This window comes from Citrobacter sp. Cf118 (genome assembly GCF_030334095.1).
GTDB lineage: Bacteria > Pseudomonadota > Gammaproteobacteria > Enterobacterales > Enterobacteriaceae > Citrobacter > Citrobacter freundii.
In genome coordinates this window covers 39,929-57,850 of sequence record NZ_JAOWES010000049.1, presented here as the reverse complement: position 1 = coordinate 57,850, position 17,922 = coordinate 39,929, and the positions used below count along the sequence as shown (strand labels likewise).

The window sequence follows — 17,922 nt, the reverse complement described above, 5'->3', positions numbered from 1 at the left end:
CAACTAAAGAACAATCACTTTAAAAAGAGATCGCGCAGGTAGTGCGGCACGGCATCGTCAGCATTAAGACCAATGACTTCCAGTTCTGGGTGCAGATCCTTCAGGCGCTGGTGGGCATTGCCCATGATGCAGCCTTTGCCCGCCATGGAGAGCATTTCCGCATCGTTCATCCCGTCGCCAAAAGCGATGCAGTCTTTCAGGCTGTAGCCCATCGCTTTCGCTACCGCTTCCAGCGCATGACCTTTCGACACGCCGCCCGCCATGACTTCCAGACAGGTAAGCGTAGAGAAGCTGACGTTGACGCGATCGCCCCAGCGGGCGTTAATCGCCTGCTCCAGCGGTAGCAGTCTTTCGTGAGAGTCGGTGGTGAAGAACACTTTGCTGACGCCTTCAGGCTCCAGTAATGCAGGTTCAAACAGGGAATAATTAAACACTGCTTCTTTGAAGAATCGCATTTCGTCCGGACGATGGCGATTCATAAACCATTCATCATCGCGATAAACGTTGGTCACGATGTCCGGGTTTGCATTCACTACGCCAAACAGGTCGCTGGCAATGTCGCGATCCAGGTTATGGGAAAAAACCAGATTCCCGTCAGAATCATGCACCCGCGCGCCGTTGGACGTGATCATGTAGGTTTTAATGCCGAGGTTATCGCGAATTTGCCCCACATCAACATGATGACGGCCAGTCGCAAACACGAAGTTAACGCCGCGAGCGGTCAATAACTTCAGCGTCTCTTTGGCATAAGGGGACAGAGTATGGTCGGGGGAAAGCAGCGTACCGTCTAAATCAGACGCAACAACCTGATACATAAGAAAATTCAACCTCTAGGCAAAGCGGGTTCCGCTGGATGAGTTATGCTTGTCGAAAAATTCGACAATAGCGTTAAGCGCGACTGAGCGCATGGCGTCCTTTTCAAAAAGGATCTCATGGTACGCGCCTTTTATGACAAGCGGCTGACCTCCTTCTACAGGATGGCCCGCTGCGGCGCGGAGTTCACAAAAACGATCGTGCATGCGGTTATCCACTACACGTTCTTCTTCAGCCTGAATCAGCAGCGTCGGCGTCGCATCATCCCCAGCGCCAGCCAAAACCTGTTCACCAGCCAGAATCCCTTCGCGTACCCAGTGATAGGTGGGACCGCCAACGCGCAACCGCGGCTCATCAGCATAGAAGCGTAGATTGCGCCGATAGCGCTGTCGACTATGGGTTAACGCATTCATACCGAACGGCAGCGCCCGCCAGCGCCCGGTTCCCATCGCATAGCCTTCGCGGATCCGCGGGTGCCCTTCAGCCCAATCCAGAATGTGGCGCACCATCCAGTCGGGAAAGCGCATCACAATACCAAACATCGGTGCACAAAGCGCGATGGCATCACACTGATTCGGGTGGCGCTGCAGAAATAACGTGGCAATCGCCCCGCCCATTGAATGCGCCAGGATATAGCGTTTTCTCCACGGGCCGGGTAGCACCTCCTGCTGCCAGAAGGCGGTTAGATCGTCGACATAGTCATTAAAGTTATCGACATGACCGCGATGTGGATCCGAAAGCATTCGCCCGGAACGCCCCTGACCACGGTGATCGATAATGAGCACGTCAAAACCAGAATGAAACAGGTCATACGCCAGTTCAGCGTATTTCACATAGCTTTCAATGCGTCCAGGACAGACGACGATGACGCGATCGTTTTTTTCTGCATGAAAACGCACAAAATGTACGGGGATATCATCCACACCCGTAAATTCCGCTTCTTCCCGCTGACGCCAGAAATCTGTCAGTGGCCCCATGGAAAAAGCAGCAAACGCGTTTTCTCTTGTTTCCCAGTCCTTTTGCTGCTGAAACATCGGGTATCCAGCCTCGCTGACCAAGTAAAATCGTTTTTTTCGCCGTCGCTGATACAACCTAACGGCAGTAGCGTATTGTGGCATAAAAATAGACAATCCGGGAGTTTCTCATGACCTTTGAATGGTGGTTCGCCTACCTGCTGACCTCTATTATTTTGAGCTTGTCTCCAGGCTCTGGCGCAATCAACACTATGACCACTGCCATCAGCCATGGTTATCGCGGTGCCAGCGCGTCGATTGCAGGTTTACAGACAGGGCTGGGCATTCATATCGTTTTGGTAGGCGTGGGGCTAGGAACGCTATTTTCACGTTCGGTGATCGCATTTGAGGTGCTGAAGTGGGCGGGAGCGGCCTATCTGATTTGGCTGGGTATTCAACAATGGCGGGCTGCGGGCGCTATCGATCTGAACACCATGGCGAATACACAATCACGCAGTCGCCTGTTCAAACGCGCGGTCTTTGTGAATCTGACCAACCCCAAGAGCATTGTTTTTCTTGCCGCCCTGTTCCCGCAGTTTATCCTGCCGCAGGAACCGCAACTGATGCAGTACGTGGTGCTTGGCGTTACGACCATCGTGGTCGATATCATTGTGATGATCGGTTACGCGACGCTGGCCACGCGCATTGCAGGCTGGATTAAAGGACCAAAGCAAATGAAGGCGCTCAACAAAGTGTTTGGCTCGCTATTTATGCTGATAGGCGCTCTGCTGGCATCGGCAAGGCATGCTTAAAAGCAGATAAAAATACTGGGCCCACCCAATACCGAGTGGGCCAATCACTTAGCGCGAAATAATCAGATGGATGCCGAAACCCGCGAACAGCGCGCCAGCAAAACCATCAATCCACTTCGCCAGACGCTGATAGCCACGACGCATTTTCGGCAGCGCAAACAGGCTGGCGACCACGGTAAACCACGCCAGCGTTTCCACGATAATCAGAGCAAAAATCCCCCAACGCGCGCCCGTTCCCACGTTATCGCCAACGAACAATGAGAAGACGGAGCCAAAATAGATAATGGCTTTAGGGTTCGCCAGGTTGGTCAGCAGACCTTTCAAAAAGCTGCGTCCGCTCTGCGCCAGCTCCACCTGCGGAGTGGGAGCTGCAACATCCTGTTTTTTAAACGCGCCACGCAGCATCTGGTAGCCCATCCAGCACAGATACAGACCCCCACCGACCATAATAATGGTGTGCAGCCAGGCCATTTTTTCGATAATCAGATGCAGGCCGAGCAGTGCCACGCCAGCCCAGACCATGACGCCACAGGTAATACCCAGCACGCCCATCATCGCTTCTTTGCGCGAACGGCTAACCGCAGTTTGAGAAACAAAAAAGAAATCGGGACCGGGGCTCATCAGCGCAACGATATGCACCAACGCAACGGTGAAAAATAGCGTTAACATAAAAATGACTCGCGGGGGAATAGTTCAGTGAGTCACCATCCTGGCACTTTTTTGCCCGGCTGACTACTCTTCGTCGTCACCATCAACATGTGCGCGAATAAGCGCCATAAACTCTTTGCCAAAACGCTCAAGTTTACGCATTCCCACGCCGTTGACGCTCAGCATTTCACTCGGTGAAACCGGCATTTGTTCGGCCATTTCAATCAACGTAGCGTCGTTGAACACCACGTACGGCGGGATGTTCTCTTCATCGGCAATGGCTTTACGCAGCTTACGCAATTTGGCGAACAGTTTGCGGTCATAGTTGCCGCCGAAGGATTTCTGCATCGCGCGCGGTTTCAGCGCCACAATACGCGGCACGGCAAGCTGTAGTGGAACGTCACCGCGTAGCACCGGACGCGCGGCTTCGGTTAACTGTAACGCGGAGTGATGAGCAATATTCTGCGTCACCAGGCCCAGGTGAATAAGCTGGCGAATAACGCTCACCCAGTGTTCGTGGCTTTGCTCGCGACCAATGCCATAGACCGGCAGTTTGTCATGGGCCAGTTCGCGAATACGCTGGTTATTCGCTCCGCGCAGCACTTCCACGACGTACCCCATGCCGAAGCGTTGGTTAACACGGTAAATCGTCGACAGCGCTTTACGCGCATCCATGAGTCCGTCGTACTGTTTTGGCGGATCGAGGCAGATGTCGCAGTTACCACACGGCTCCTGACGCCCCTCGCCAAAATAGTTCAGCAGCACCAGACGACGACAGGTTTGCGCCTCGGCAAACGCCCCCATCGCATTGAGCTTATGCCGTTCGATATCCAGCAACTGTCCGGCGGGTTTCTCTTCGAGGCAACGGCGTAGCCATGCCATATCAGCCGGATCGTAAAACAGCATCGCTTCCGCCGGTAGGCCATCACGCCCGGCGCGGCCGGTTTCCTGGTAATAGGATTCGATATTGCGCGGAATGTCGAAATGCACCACGAAGCGTACGTTAGGTTTGTTGATCCCCATACCGAACGCCACGGTCGCCACCACGATTTGCAGATCGTCGCGCTGGAATTTCTCCTGCACCTCGGCGCGTACGGCATTTTCTAGCCCGGCATGATAAGCCCCGGCGCTGATGCCACGGCTTTGCAGACGCGCGGCGGTGTCCTCGACTTTAGCGCGACTGTTACAGTAGATAATGCCAGACTTACCGCGCTGCTCTTGCACGTAGCGCATCAGTTGATCGAGCGGCTTAAACTTCTCCATCAACATGTAGCGAATGTTCGGGCGGTCAAAGCTGCTGATCTGAATTAACGGGTCGTTGAGTCCCAGCAGACGCACAATGTCCAGCCGGGTTGTCTCATCCGCGGTCGCGGTCAGCGCCACAAACGGCAGGGTTGGGAAACGTTGGCGCAACTGGCCCAGCGCCGCGTATTCGGGGCGGAAATCATGCCCCCACTGCGAAATACAGTGCGCTTCATCAACCGCCAGCAGCACCGGATTCCAGTGCGCCAGATGCTCAAGGAAGTTATCCAGCATCAGGCGTTCGGGCGCAATGTACAGTAAGCGAATCTGTCCTGTACGACAGCCTGCCATCACCTCAAGCTGCTGCTCACGACTTTGAGTAGAGTTAAGGCACGCCGCCGCCACGCCGTTGGCCAGCAGTTGATCGACCTGATCCTTCATCAAGGAAATCAGCGGAGAAACAACAACGGTGAGTCCGTTTAGCAATAATGCGGGAATTTGATAGCACAGGGATTTACCGCCGCCGGTCGGCATAACGACCAGGCAGTCGCGACCAGAGAGCACGGTATCAATGATTTCTTCCTGACCAGGGCGAAACTGTTGGTAGCCAAAGGTTTCTTGCAAAACCTGTTTAGCGCCCATTTCCAGATTCAACACTTCCGCCTGCGCCACATTAACCCCATTAGCCTGAAATAAAAACAGGCGCTATTTTCAGCGCCTGAGAGAGAAACTGCAATGATTAAAATACTCTCAATACTTATCAGAAGATATCGTTGAGCATCACGCCCACACCAACACGGGTCTGATTGAAGTTATAGTCAATCAGCGATTCGCCGTAACCGCTGTAAACCTGGGTGTAAAGACGCACATGCTTCGTAATGGGGTAACTGACACCCAACTCAGCGCCGCCGTAACCGGTATTCCAGTTGTACTGACCTTTCGCACTTAAGACGGCGTCACCGAGGTGATAACCCAGTTTGAGCTGATAGTAGCCCATATATTTTGTGATATCAGGGTTATCGTCAGTGCTGCCGATGACGTACCACGGCTTAACTTCCACCAGCCAGTTACCGTTTTCAGCCATCAGACGAGTATAAAGACGGTTCCAGCTACGTGAAGTGGGATCGGAGCGGCCGTTGGAATCATGGTTATAGCCCATTTCGACATCACGAAGCGTCCAACCGGCAAAGCGGTAGTCGGTGGCGAAACCGAGGAACAATTGCGGTTCGTAGTTGGTTTCGCGAAACGGTGAAGACTCTTCACTGTTAGAAAGCTGCCACCAGGATTTCTGGGTATAGGAGCCGCCGAGCACCGAATTTGGGCCTAATATCCCGCGCCAGAGCGGAAACGCCAGGCTTAGCTGAAACTTAACCTCATCTTTGCGCGCATTTTCGGACCAGCTATAGCTGCTGATCGCTTCTTTGTTCATGTCGCTGGTATTGGTGTAGATAAGATAGTTGGTGTCATAAGGATAAAGCGTGAAAGGATTGTCATGCTCCTGCAGCATGTTGGCGATAATACTGCCGCGAACCGCGGGTGCATCATGAATCTCTTTCACTGTCGCTTCCTGCGCATACGCGGTCAACGGCAGCATGACTGCTGGTAGTAACCATCCCAGAATCGCCCGCATCGGTACTGTTCTCCTGAACCAAAATATTGATGAATTGTATAATTATCTGGCAAGTATTCTACATACTTAGCGAGTTCCTCGTTAGTTATCCCTTCCTAAAGTAGAAAACAACAAATAATAAGCATAATATCAACATTTCATTAACCATTGAGATGTAGGGATCGTATGTCTGCCGTACTTACTGCTGAGGAAGCGCTGAAGTTAGTGGGTGAAATGTTTGTCTATCATATGCCGTTTAACCGGGCGCTGGGACTGGAGCTTGAACGCTATGAGAAAGAATTTGCTCAATTAGCCTTTAATAATCAACCGATGATGGTCGGCAACTGGGCGCAAAGCATTTTACATGGCGGCGTGATCGCCTCGGCGCTGGACGTCGCCGCCGGACTGGTGTGCGTTGGCAGTACGCTAACCCGCCATGAGACAATCAGTGAGGACGAACTGCGTCAGCGGATGTCACGCATGGGAACCATCGATTTGCGCGTTGATTACCTGCGTCCAGGGAGAGGGAATCGCTTTACCGCCACCAGCAGCCTGCTGCGGGCGGGTAATAAAGTCGCCGTGGCACGCGTGGAACTGCATAACGAAGAACAGCTTTATATTGCCAGCGCAACCGCCACTTATATGGTGGGGTAAGTAGCCAAAAAAAGGTAAACTGCTGTTACATTTCTGCAATGAGTTTTCCCGATGGATGCTAAACAAACGCGGCAGGGCGTGTTACTCGCTCTTGCTGCTTATTTTATTTGGGGTATCGCACCTGCCTACTTCAAGCTGATTTACTATGTCCCGGCGGATGAGATCCTGACGCACCGCGTCATCTGGTCATTTTTCTTCATGGTGGTGCTGATGAGCATCAGCCGCCAATGGTCGGGTGTCAAAACGCTGCTCCAAACGCCAAAGAAGATCTTCCTGCTGGCGCTCTCGGCCGTGCTTATCGGCGGAAACTGGCTGCTGTTCATTTGGGCAGTCAATAATCACCATATGCTGGAAGCCAGCCTCGGCTATTTTATTAACCCGCTGGTGAATATTGTGCTGGGAATGCTTTTCCTCGGCGAACGCTTTCGTCGCATGCAGTGGCTGGCGGTACTGTTAGCCGCCTGCGGCGTGCTGGTACAGCTGTGGACCTTCGGATCGCTGCCAATCATCGCGCTGGGACTGGCGTTCAGCTTTGCTTTTTATGGTCTTGTGCGCAAGAAGATAGCCGTCGAAGCACAAACCGGCATGCTGATCGAAACCCTGTGGCTTTTACCCGTTGCAGCCATCTATCTGTTTGGCATTGCGGACAGCCCAACCAGCCATATGGGGCAAAACCCGATGTCGCTTAATCTGCTGCTGATTGCTGCGGGTGTCGTGACCACCATACCGCTGCTGTGCTTTACCGGCGCGGCAACCCGCCTGCGTCTGTCGACGCTGGGTTTTTTCCAGTACATTGGCCCTACGCTGATGTTCCTGCTGGCGATAACGTTCTACGGTGAAGTACCGGGTGCGGACAAGATGGTTACTTTCGCGTTTATCTGGGTCGCGCTGGCGATTTTCGTAATGGATGCGATTTATACGCAACGACGGGTACGTCGGAGCTAGGGGATTGCCGGATGGCGCTTCGCTTATCCGGCCTACAAAAACACATCACCGTAGGCCGGATAAGTCACCGCCATTACAGCCAGTTCTTGCGCTTAAAGTACAGATACGGCGCCAGACCGGCGAGCATCATAAAGACAATCGCCCCAGGATAACCAAAGCTCCAGTGCAGTTCCGGCATGAACTCAAAGTTCATCCCATAGCTGGACGCCACCAGCGTCGGCGGCAGGAACACCACAGAAACCACCGAGAAGATCTTGATGATGCGGTTCTGCTCGATGTTGATAAAACCCATCGCCGCCTGCATCAGGAAGTTAACCTTCTGGAACAGCGATTCATTGTGCGGCAGCAGAGATTCGATATCGCGCAGGATCTCACGCGCCTGCTCCAACTGACTGCCCGGCAACCGCGCTTTACGCACCAGGAAGTTCAGTGCGCGTTGGGTATCCATCAGACACAAGCGTACCTTCCAGCCGATATCTTCCAGTTCCGCCAGCGTCGACAGCGCTTCGTCATATTCATCGCCCTGACGCCCTTCCATGATCACACGGCTGAGTTTTTCCAGGTCGCTGTAGATGTTTTCGATCTCATCCGCCAACTGTTCAATTTTGGTTTCGAACAGGTCGAGCAACAGCTCGTAGGCATTGCCATCCACCATAGCCTGGTTGCGCGCACGCATGCGGTACAGGCGAAAGGCCGGCAATTCGCGCTCGCGCAGGGTAAACAGACGGCCTTCGCGAATAGTAAATGCGACGGTTGAGTTACCCGCGTGATCGTCGGCGTCTTCATAAAAGAAGAAGGAGTGAATGTGCAGACCGTCTTCGTCTTCAAAAAAACGCGCGGATGCTTCGATGTCTTCCAGTTCAGGGCGCGTAGCCAGATTCTGGCCCAAGTCCTTTTGCACACGGTTTCGTTCTTCGTCATCCGGCTCGACTAAATCGACCCAAACCGAACTGGCAAGGTGCTCGATCTCGTCTGCCTCAAGGCGAGTTAAACGATTGTTTTCCAGTTGAAATGCGCTCAGCATGACCGGGACTCCCAATGCAAAAAATTATCGGACAGTTCGGAGGGCACACAGAAACAAATTGGGTTTCAGACCATTAAACAGCCTGACTCAGCGCGACGGGAAAAACAGAAGGTCGCTGACAACCGCGAAGGCTATCAGCAAAAAGGGATAGCCTTAGGAGTTGATCCTGGATGACAGGATAATGAGCCAGTATCTACTGGGTGTGTCCAAGGCGAATGTCCTCTTAGCGTAATCGTGCGCGCATGTTACGCCAGCAAAATTTTGACGTCAACACGCAACGAAACGCTAGCCTGGATAAATTACCTGCTCATCAGTAAGGCTAGCAGATCGTTACAAAATAATGATATTTTTCTGAAAGTTATACCGTTTCCAGTCGGGCATAGGCCGCCACCAGCCATTTGATCCCCTGCCCCTGGAACGCGACCTGCAAACGACTGTGCTCGCCGCTGCCTTCCAGATTGACAATGGTGCCCTCGCCAAACTTGGCATGGCGTACGCGCTGGCCAAGCTTATAGCCGGTATCGTTTTCCGCCATTGGCGTGCCCATTCGCTGATGGCTTACCGGGCGGCTGACCGTGGCGCGCAGACGTACCTCTTCAACACACGCTTCCGGTAGTTCACCAATAAAGCGCGACGGGCGATGGTAAACCTCTTTGCCGTACAGACGACGCGTTTCGGCGTAGGTCAGCGTCAGCTTTTGCATCGCGCGGGTCACGCCGACGTAGGCCAGGCGGCGTTCCTCTTCGAGACGTCCGCCTTCGTCCAGCGACATCTGGCTGGGGAACATGCCTTCTTCCATGCCGACGATAAACACCTGCGGGAACTCCAGACCTTTCGCCGAGTGCAGGGTCATCAGCTGAACCGCATCCTGCCAGGTATCCGCCTGCCCTTCGCCCGCCTCCAGCGCGGCGTGAGACAGGAACGCCTGCAGCGGCATTAAGTCTTCATCTTCCTCGTTGTAGCTGAACTGGCGCGTTGCCGTCACCAGTTCGTCTAAGTTTTCGATACGCGTCTGGCCCTTCTCGCCTTTTTCCTGCTCGTACATCATGCGCAGGCCGGAGTCTTTAATCACCCGGTCAGTTTGCACGTGCAACGGCATATCGGCGGTCTCCTGGGCCAGGGCGTCAATCAGCTCCATAAAACGCTGTAAGGCGCTGGCAGCGCGCCCCGCGAGGGCTTTTTCCTGCAACAGCTCACGACAAGCCTGCCACAACGTTAGCTGGCGGTCACGGGAGGTCTGACGCACCACATCTAAAGTACGATCGCCAATCCCGCGGGTCGGTGTATTCACCACGCGCTCAAATGCGGCGTCGTCATTGCGATTAGCGATCAGGCGCAGGTAAGAGAGCGCATCTTTGATTTCCTGGCGTTCGAAGAAGCGCATCCCGCCATAAATCCGATACGGCATGCTGGCCTGTAACAACGCCTCTTCCAGTACGCGCGACTGGGCGTTGCTGCGGTACAGAATAGCGCATTGTTCAAGTGCGCCGCCGTTGTCCTGCCAGGTCTTGATGCGGTTAACGACAAAACGCGCTTCATCAAGTTCGTTGAACGCGCAGTAAAGCGAGATCGGTTCACCGTCGACACCGTCGGTCCACAGCTTTTTACCCAGACGCCCGTTGTTGTTCTCAATCAGGGCGTTAGCTGCGCTGAGGATATTGTTGGTCGAGCGGTAATTCTGCTCCAGACGAATGGTTTCTGCGCCCGGGAAATCGGTGAGGAAGCGCTGGATGTTTTCCACCTGCGCCCCGCGCCAGCCGTAGATCGACTGGTCGTCATCACCCACGATCATCACTTTACCGGTATCGCCCGCCAGCAGGCGGATCCAGGCGTATTGAATGTTGTTGGTATCCTGAAATTCGTCCACCAGGATATTGGTAAAGCGTTCGCGATAGTGCTGCAGGATATGCGGCTTGTTGAGCCACAGTTCATGGGCGCGCAGCAGCAGCTCGGCGAAATCAACCAACCCGGCGCGGTCACACGCTTCCTGGTAAGCCTGATACACTTTCTGCCAGGTTTGCTCAACCGGGTTGCCATAGCTCTGCAGATGGTGCGGGCGCAGCCCTTCGTCTTTCTGACTATTAATAAACCACATCGCCTGACGCGGCGGCCACTGCTTCTCATCCAGGTTCATCGCCTTGATCAGGCGCTTAAGCAGACGCAATTGGTCTTCGCTGTCGAGGATCTGGAAATCCTGCGGCAGGTTGGCATCCATATGGTGCGCGCGCAGCAGACGGTGCGCCAGACCGTGGAACGTCCCCACCCACATACCACCCTGGCTGGTTCCCATGATCTGACCAATACGGTGGCGCATTTCCGCTGCCGCTTTGTTGGTAAAGGTTACCGCCATAATCGAATACGGCGAGTTGTTCTCTACCGTCAGTAACCAGGCGATACGGTGCACCAGCACGCGCGTTTTACCACTCCCCGCGCCTGCCAGAACCAACATGTTGCTGCGTGGCGCGGCCACAGCCTGGCGCTGTTCGTCATTGAGGCTATCGAGCAGGTAAGAAACGTCCATTGGCACCGCCGGAATCAACAGGGCCCAGCCGGACCCCTGGGAATTTATACAGAGTTGTTGGTGATTATATCAGCGAGGTCAGAGATGCCAACTGTGAAATTTCGATATGCGGCAGCAAACGACTGTCTGCGGTGTGCATCAGGTCGGCATTTTCCGGTTTGATCCAGCAGGCCTGCATACCACAACGGATGGCGCCCGCGACGTCTGTCGTCAGGTCATCACCCACATGCAGGATCTCACCTACAGGCATTTTCAGTTTTTCCGCCGCCAGCAAGTACATGTCGCTGAACGGTTTTGATCGTCCGTCGGGGCCGGCGCGCAGCACAAACTCAAAGTAATCACCCAGGCCAAACAGTTCCGGCTGCGCGTTACCGTTGGTGATCGCCACCAGCGGCCATTTGCGAGCCAGCGCTTTCAGCGTGTCATGCGTCGTCTGTGGGACTTCAATGCGGCTACGCCATTTGGCAAAATTCATCATCGCCGCATTCGCCCCCATTCTGGCTTCTGCCGCTGACAAACCCGCCTCCAGCATAGCGCGTTCTACGGCCCGGTGACGCCATTGGGTAACATCGTGATAGATTTCCGGCTCGGCGTCGCGAACGGCCTGACGCAAGCGCTGTAGGTCGCTATTTTGCAGCGAATTCAACGCCGGATGGTAATTCTGTACAAACGCGAGCGCTTCCTGCTCGGTGCGTGTGATAACGGGACGGTTATCGTAAAGGGTGTCATCAAGGTCAAAGGTGAGCGCAGAAATGCGCCCCAAAGGCCGGTAAAAACGCATTATTTCCCCCGTTTAGCGCGCGGATGCGCCGCATCGTACACTGAAGCCAGGTGTTGAAAATCAAGATGGGTATAGATTTGAGTTGTGGAGAGATTGGCATGACCCAATAACTCCTGCACTCCGCGCAGATCGCCGCTCGACTCCAGCATATGCGTCGCAAATGAGTGGCGTAATTTGTGGGGATGTACGTGGCTGTTCAGCCCCTGCTTGATACCCCATTCAGCAAAGCGTTTCTGCACGTTACGCGCCGAGATGCGTTTGCCCAGTTTGGACAGAAATAGCGCATCGTCATCGCAGCCAAAGAGTCCGCGTAGATCCAGCCAGTGTTCAATCCACGCCACCGCATTGCGGCCAATCGGCAGGCGACGCTCTTTACTGCCCTTACCCATCACCCACACTTCGCCGGTGTCGAGATCGAGATGTTTAATATCCAGCCCAACCAGTTCAGATAAACGCAGACCCGCGCCGTACATCACTTCCAGCATCGCTCTATCACGCACGGCAAGGGGGTCGTTGAGATCGATATCCAGCAGACGATTAACGTCGTCGACATCGATATTTTTAGGTAGATGACGCGGTGCTTTCGGCGCGGAAACGCTTTTTGCCGGATTGGCTTTCAGTTCGCCCTGATTAACCAGCCAGTCGAAGAAACTGCGTAACGCGGAGAGACGCAGTGCCAGACTCGCCGGCCCCAGTCCTTTACGACGGCTGCGAACAGCAAAACTGCGGACCATGAGCGCATCACATTGTTGCCAGCTTTGCAGACCGGTCTCTCCGGCTAACGCAATGATGGCATCAAGCTGACGCTGATAATTAAGCAAGGTGATCGGGCTAAGCTGACGCTCAACGCCCAGATAGCGCAAAAAGCGCGCCACATCCTGAGAAAGGGGTGAATCGGTCATACGCGTTCAATCCAGCGCTCCAGCAGCTCTGGCAACATCAGCGAGATTTCCTGCAGCAATTGCGTGCCTTGCCCCTGCTGGTAATGATTAACATCACGACTGCTAAACAGCATCACGCCAAGGGATCCATCCTGCCCGAGCATCGACATCGCGACTGAGCCGATGGCTTTCGCCTCCGGCATCATCACCAGCAATTCAGGACCATTGAGCGGCCCAAGATAGTGCTGCGACTGGCCCAAACGCTGGATACGCAACGGTTCAAAAGCCTGACGGCTTAATGCCAGATGGGTGAATTTTGATGGCGCGCCAAGTCGCCAGCGATCCGGGAACAGACGAACCGTCGCTCCGGCCAGCCCTAGCTCACGCGCCCAGCGATGCAAGCGCATCAGCATGTCGTCAAGACTGCTGGCCGACACCAGCCGGCCTTGCAGACTTAACAGACGATAGAACAGGCTTTCATTGGCGTTGGCTTGTTCCATCAACAACGCCATGTTCTCTTCCAGCACGTTAATATGATTACGCGCCCGCGCCATATGCCATTCCACTAAAGAGACCGTGCCCCGCACTGGGTGCGGAACTCGCATCGCTTCAACGGCCTGGGCATTACGGATAAAAAACTCAGGATTACGTTGCAGATAATCGACGACCGCCCGATCGTCGAGCTCCATGAGCGTTTCCTGTAGTTCTTCCCCTGGTTGCTTCATAAGTGAATAAATCCGTCGTAGACATGTGCCGCCGGGCCAGTCATATACAGCGGATGACCCGGACCTTTCCAGGCGATATCAAGTCGACCGCCCGGTAATTCCACCCTCACTTCTTCTGCCAGCAGCCCCTGCTGGATACCGACTGCAACGGCTGCGCATGCACCGCTGCCGCAGGCCTGCGTTTCACCCGCGCCGCGCTCATAGACGCGCAGTCGGATATGCTCGCGTTTTACCACCTGCATAAATCCAATGTTGGCGCGTTCAGGGAAGCGTTCATGGCTTTCCAGAACCGGTCCCAGTGTTTCTACCGTGGCCGTATCAACATCATCAACCTGAATCACGCAGTGCGGGTTCCCCATTGAAACCACGCCGCACAATACTGTCTGTTCGGCCGCACGCATAATATAGGTCTTCTCTGCTTTATTAGCGCGAAAAGGAACCTGCGAGGGTTCAAAATTGGGTTCGCCCATATTCACCCGCACCAGCTCGTCGTCGGTTACGGTTAATACCATACGACCATTCGCGGTACTGACGCGAATATCGCGCTTATTGGTCAGCCCTTTCAGGCGAACAAAACGGGCAAAACAGCGGGCGCCATTGCCGCACTGTGACACTTCACTGCCGTCGGCATTAAAAATACGGTAGTGGAAATCCAGCTCCGGATCATACGGAGGTTCAACCACCAGCAGTTGATCAAATCCAACGCCGAGATGTCTGTCGGCCAGGCGGCGGATCAGCTCTGGTGAGAAAAAGACATTCTGCGTTACCGCGTCGACGACCATAAAATCGTTGCCAAGGCCATGCATTTTAGAGAATTGCATCATTCACTCCGTTCACGCGGGTACAGAAATGTAAAATCTATTCCTGCCGTTAGTAATTCACCTGAGAAGGCCCATCACTAATCCCACGATCGTTTTTCTCAGGCGTGGTGGATTGCGATTGCGGCTGAACGCTCTTGGTCGGAGGCGGCGCGGTTTTATCAGCTGGCGGGAAATAGAGCGGGCCTTTTAGCCCACAGCCCGTCAGGCTGAACAGAGTAAAAATGACAGCGAGTGGCTTTAACACGTTTTTCATTATTGATTGCCTGTAAAGTTCATGCTTTCTGTTTTCTATCATCGCAGGAGAAGGCGTAAAAGCAAGAGTTTGGTTAAAAACTGCATCGCGATTTATTCCACGTTATACTGCGGGCATCACGAAAAATAGGATAAGAAAATGAACGACAGTGAATTTCATCGCCTTGCTGACACCCTGTGGATGACCATTGAAGAACGTCTGGATGACTGGGATGGCGACAGCGATATCGATTGTGAGATCAACGGCGGCGTTCTGACCATCAGTTTCGAAAACGGCAGCAAAATTATCATTAACCGTCAGGAGCCGCTGCACCAGGTATGGCTGGCGACCAAACAGGGCGGCTACCACTTTGACCTGAAAGGCGACGAGTGGATCTGCGACCGAAGCGGCGAAACGTTCTGGGATCTGCTGGAACAGGCGGCAACGCAGCAGGCAGGTGAAGAGGTGAGCTTCCACTAAGTGTGATTGCCGGATGCGCTTCGCTTATCCGGCCTGGGTATCTCGCGCATTTGGAGGCCGGATAAGGTGTTTACACCGCCATCCGGCACTATGCTTAAGAGAAGTACTGCTGCAACTGCGGCGCGTCGTTGTCCTGATTGACGGGCGGAACAGCGCTAATCGGCTGGGTGCGGAACGGAATCACCTGCGCGCGCCCGTCGGTTTTCACAATCTGATAGAACTGCGGCAGGTTAAAGTTGATGAAGCTGGAGCCGTAGGTAAAACGATCGTGCGACGATGAGTAGAAACGGCTGACGTCGCGTACCAGTTCCTCTTTACTACCTTCGCAGTGGTGATACACCTCAGCCCGATTGCTTTCGTCCAGAATGTAGATATTAAAGCCCTGCTCATCACCCGTTTCTTCGAAAAAGAACTGAATAATCCCTTCACTGGCAAAACCGTCTACCACCGACGGCAGTTTCACATGGTTGGTCTCAACCTGGACGGAAAGCCCGTGCAGTTTGTTATGTGAAATCGCGCCATAGAATTCAATCGCGTTTTCCAGCTTCTGCACCGAGACGTTCAGGCGCTCGAAGAACAATCCCCACGTCTGGCCGGAAACACGTAGCGCTTTGAAACGTCCGGTTTCCTGACGGGTGCTGGAGAGGCGTAATTCAATGCACTCAGACACCAGTTGCTGAACGCGGGTGCGAATTAAACCGCGCAGATGCTGGCTATAGCAGAAAACCTCGACGCTATCTGGCGGCGCGGCATCCTGGTGCATTTTGCCCAGAATCGTTTTTAACGCTTCAATCATCGCCTGCTCGCCGTTGAAGTGCAGCGTACGCACTTCATTCCACGAGTTGCGGTACAGCAGGTCTACGCTACCCACCAGGCATTTTTGCTCTTCACCAAAACTGAAGACGTCCAGCTTACGGAAATCAAAATGCACCACCTGATTGCGAAACGCTGCCGTCGGGTCATATTCGAGGTTAACGATAATCGCCAGATGGCGAATTTCGCATGGGCTATAGAGCGCTTTCGGCGTTGGCGCAGGCAGTCGCAGCGGGAAGTGGTGCGACACATCGGCGACCATTTCCTGCAGCTTCGGCAAATCAACAATGCCGTTACCCTTAATAAACAAATGCGTACGCGAGGTCAGCAGGCCATTGAACCAGGCCCACGCCACCAGCTTGTTGAGATAGCGGTTATATTCCAGCGGCTGATGGCTGATGATCGAGTCCATGTTAGGCGCGCGGTTGTAGAGATACCAACCCGAACGGTTGGCACGACCCGGCGGTACATGGATAAAGGTCAGATTCGGTTCCGAGAGATCCGGAGATATCTGCGGGTTCACCAGCGTGACCTTACCGGGCAACGCTTCAAACGCAGCATACAGCTTACGGGTCAGCACACCGATATCCTGCGGACTGGCGCTGACGCTGAGGTTATTGCGCCGCGCAAAGCGGATCAGGTTACGATAGCTCTGCATCATCGCATCGAGCAGTTCGTTATGCGCTTCACGTACCTGGTCAATCTTCCAGTTAGCGCGGTTATCCAGCATGGTCAGACGAGTGTCATCCCAGCCCCACTCTTTCACTAACTGACTTAATACTTCACGACGCCAGCCCACGCAGGCGCGCTCACGGCTCAGTTTCTCGCACACTTTTAAGTAGAAACATCGACGTACTAAATCCAGGCGCGTCGGATCTTCGATCGCCGTGAGGTACTCGGTAACGCGCTCCAGCATCATGCAGTAAGGGTCGAGACCAAAAGAGACGATCTCGCCGTCATGCAAGCGCTGTTTAATGTCTTTCGCCAACAGTCGTGGGTTGGGATATTCCCAGGAATAGGCTTCCAGCAACAGCGTTTTCAGTACCGCTTTGTACGGGGAGTCGATACTCTTGTACAACTGCCAGAGGCTGGCGCCAAAGTACTCTTCGGCGGAAAGCGAACTGAGTCCGCCGAGATCCAGCCATTCGTTTGGCGTTAACACCCCCTGTGCGTAGAGCGTCATGACGTAATCGTCGTAGTGCTCTTCTTCGTCGCCCGGCACCATATTCCACAGAATACGTTTACCCGCGAGGCGCACAGCGGTGCGATAGAATTCATCCAGCAACAGGATATGCTGCGTCGAGCCACAGTCTTCACCACCCAGACTGCCGCTTTCATTGTGACGGAAACGGTTTTCGTCAATCAGGAAGAAACTGACTTCCACGCCCAACGAGGCCGCCCAGCTTTCCAGCAGGCTACATTTACGCTGCAGCAGTTGGCGCTCTTCGCTATCCAGCCAGGATTGATGGCAGACCCAGATATCAAGGTCAGACGAACAACTTTGCCCTACCGAAGAGGTACTGCCCATCGAGTAAACGCCGGTGATCGGCAGTTCGCCCTTCGGCGGGTCCTGCGGCGACATACCGCGGTACAGTTCCAGTTCGTTCAGGTAGTGGCGTTGGGTTTCATCAGGCGTGTAAAGGCATATGCCTTTGGGAACGTTACCATCAAGGTAACCCGGCATCAGCGGATGGTGGTAGTGCAATAATGTCGGCAGCAGACTGTATACCTGCTGGAAAGCAGGTCCCATGGCAGCAAGCGCGCGATCCACACGCAGTTGATTTATGGCATCCAGTCTCTGTTTCAGAGTCTCAATATAGAGGTACAAGACGTATCGCCTGATGTTGCATCCGTCATGGCGTCGATAGCGGCGGCGCAAACGCTCACCACCCTCGTCATCAGTCCGGATAAACCGTATGTCAAAAATAACCGTTACCTTTTTCCCCTGCACTTTTATTAGTTACAGAT

The 17,922-nt window shown here is 54.0% G+C and carries 18 protein-coding genes; 4 read left to right on the top strand and 14 right to left on the bottom strand.

Annotation, left to right across the window (positions count from 1 at the left end):
* Positions 1–14: 14 nt before the first annotated feature.
* On the bottom strand, positions 15–815 hold the full coding sequence (yigL, locus tag OGX67_RS01440; RefSeq protein WP_003017910.1) for a sugar/pyridoxal phosphate phosphatase YigL: 801 nt from the start codon (positions 813–815) through the stop codon (positions 15–17).
* A 15-nt stretch (positions 816–830) separates the two neighbouring features.
* A complete protein-coding gene (gene pldB / locus OGX67_RS01435; RefSeq protein WP_003017911.1) occupies positions 831–1,847 on the bottom strand; it encodes a lysophospholipase L2 in 1,017 nt (338 codons plus the stop codon).
* 110 nt (positions 1,848–1,957) lie between these two features.
* On the opposite strand from pldB, the gene rhtB reads away from it, so the two are divergent.
* Complete coding sequence (gene rhtB / locus OGX67_RS01430; RefSeq protein ID WP_003828938.1) at positions 1,958–2,578, top strand: homoserine/homoserine lactone efflux protein; 621 nt, start codon at positions 1,958–1,960, stop codon at positions 2,576–2,578.
* A 48-nt stretch (positions 2,579–2,626) separates the two neighbouring features.
* On the opposite strand, the gene rhtC is transcribed toward rhtB, so the two are convergent.
* The 3 genes from rhtC to pldA all read right to left on the bottom strand — a co-directional run bounded on the left by rhtC (position 2,627) and on the right by pldA (position 6,098).
* Positions 2,627–3,247, bottom strand: a complete 621-nt coding sequence (rhtC, locus tag OGX67_RS01425) for a threonine export protein RhtC (protein WP_003828942.1) — start codon at positions 3,245–3,247, stop codon at positions 2,627–2,629.
* A 63-nt stretch (positions 3,248–3,310) separates the two neighbouring features.
* Positions 3,311–5,140, bottom strand: coding sequence for an ATP-dependent DNA helicase RecQ (gene recQ, locus OGX67_RS01420; protein WP_003017915.1), 1,830 nt, complete (start codon positions 5,138–5,140; stop codon positions 3,311–3,313).
* Positions 5,141–5,228: 88 nt separating this feature from the next.
* Positions 5,229–6,098, bottom strand: coding sequence for a phospholipase A (gene pldA, locus OGX67_RS01415; protein WP_003017916.1), 870 nt, complete (start codon positions 6,096–6,098; stop codon positions 5,229–5,231).
* Positions 6,099–6,263: 165 nt separating this feature from the next.
* Between pldA and yigI the strand changes: the two genes are divergently transcribed.
* Both yigI and rarD read left to right on the top strand, forming a co-directional pair.
* The gene (gene yigI, locus OGX67_RS01410; protein ID WP_003017917.1) at positions 6,264–6,731 is read left to right on the top strand and encodes an acyl-CoA thioesterase YigI; all 468 of its coding nucleotides are present in this window, start codon (positions 6,264–6,266) and stop codon (positions 6,729–6,731) included.
* A 51-nt stretch (positions 6,732–6,782) separates the two neighbouring features.
* Positions 6,783–7,676: an EamA family transporter RarD gene (gene rarD / locus OGX67_RS01405; RefSeq protein WP_071696834.1), complete on the top strand. Its 894-nt coding sequence runs from the start codon at positions 6,783–6,785 to the stop codon at positions 7,674–7,676.
* Between the two features lie 73 nt (positions 7,677–7,749).
* Here rarD and corA read toward each other — a convergent pair whose 3' ends face one another.
* From corA to lptM, 8 genes are all read right to left on the bottom strand, one after another.
* Positions 7,750–8,700, bottom strand: a complete 951-nt coding sequence (gene corA, locus OGX67_RS01400; RefSeq protein WP_003017920.1) for a magnesium/cobalt transporter CorA — start codon at positions 8,698–8,700, stop codon at positions 7,750–7,752.
* Between the two features lie 153 nt (positions 8,701–8,853).
* Positions 8,854–8,910, bottom strand: coding sequence for a YsgD/CorL family protein (ysgD, locus tag OGX67_RS01395; protein ID WP_212723238.1), 57 nt, complete (start codon positions 8,908–8,910; stop codon positions 8,854–8,856).
* A gap of 148 nt (positions 8,911–9,058) precedes the next feature.
* Complete coding sequence (gene uvrD / locus OGX67_RS01390; RefSeq protein ID WP_003017922.1) at positions 9,059–11,221, bottom strand: DNA helicase II; 2,163 nt, start codon at positions 11,219–11,221, stop codon at positions 9,059–9,061.
* Positions 11,222–11,285: 64 nt separating this feature from the next.
* Positions 11,286–12,002: a 5-amino-6-(5-phospho-D-ribitylamino)uracil phosphatase YigB gene (gene yigB, locus OGX67_RS01385; RefSeq protein WP_286525710.1), complete on the bottom strand. Its 717-nt coding sequence runs from the start codon at positions 12,000–12,002 to the stop codon at positions 11,286–11,288.
* Positions 12,002–12,904, bottom strand: a complete 903-nt coding sequence (gene xerC, locus OGX67_RS01380; RefSeq protein ID WP_003841210.1) for a tyrosine recombinase XerC — start codon at positions 12,902–12,904, stop codon at positions 12,002–12,004. The genes yigB and xerC overlap by 1 nt, the downstream gene beginning before the upstream one ends.
* On the bottom strand, positions 12,901–13,608 hold the full coding sequence (locus tag OGX67_RS01375; RefSeq protein ID WP_003017931.1) for a DUF484 domain-containing protein: 708 nt from the start codon (positions 13,606–13,608) through the stop codon (positions 12,901–12,903). Before OGX67_RS01375 ends, xerC begins: the two co-directional genes overlap by 4 nt.
* Positions 13,605–14,429, bottom strand: a complete 825-nt coding sequence (gene dapF, locus OGX67_RS01370; RefSeq protein WP_003017933.1) for a diaminopimelate epimerase — start codon at positions 14,427–14,429, stop codon at positions 13,605–13,607. Before dapF ends, OGX67_RS01375 begins: the two co-directional genes overlap by 4 nt.
* A 49-nt stretch (positions 14,430–14,478) precedes the next feature.
* Positions 14,479–14,682, bottom strand: coding sequence for an LPS translocon maturation chaperone LptM (gene lptM / locus OGX67_RS01365; RefSeq protein ID WP_003017937.1), 204 nt, complete (start codon positions 14,680–14,682; stop codon positions 14,479–14,481).
* Between the two features lie 138 nt (positions 14,683–14,820).
* Here lptM and cyaY point away from each other — a divergent pair, with 138 nt between their 5' ends.
* Positions 14,821–15,141 (top strand): iron donor protein CyaY, encoded by a 321-nt coding sequence (gene cyaY, locus OGX67_RS01360; RefSeq protein ID WP_003017943.1) that lies wholly within the window; start codon positions 14,821–14,823, stop codon positions 15,139–15,141.
* A 94-nt stretch (positions 15,142–15,235) separates the two neighbouring features.
* Here cyaY and cyaA read toward each other — a convergent pair whose 3' ends face one another.
* Complete coding sequence (gene cyaA, locus OGX67_RS01355) at positions 15,236–17,782, bottom strand: class I adenylate cyclase (protein ID WP_003017946.1); 2,547 nt, start codon at positions 17,780–17,782, stop codon at positions 15,236–15,238.
* Between the last annotated feature and the right edge of the window lie 140 nt (positions 17,783–17,922).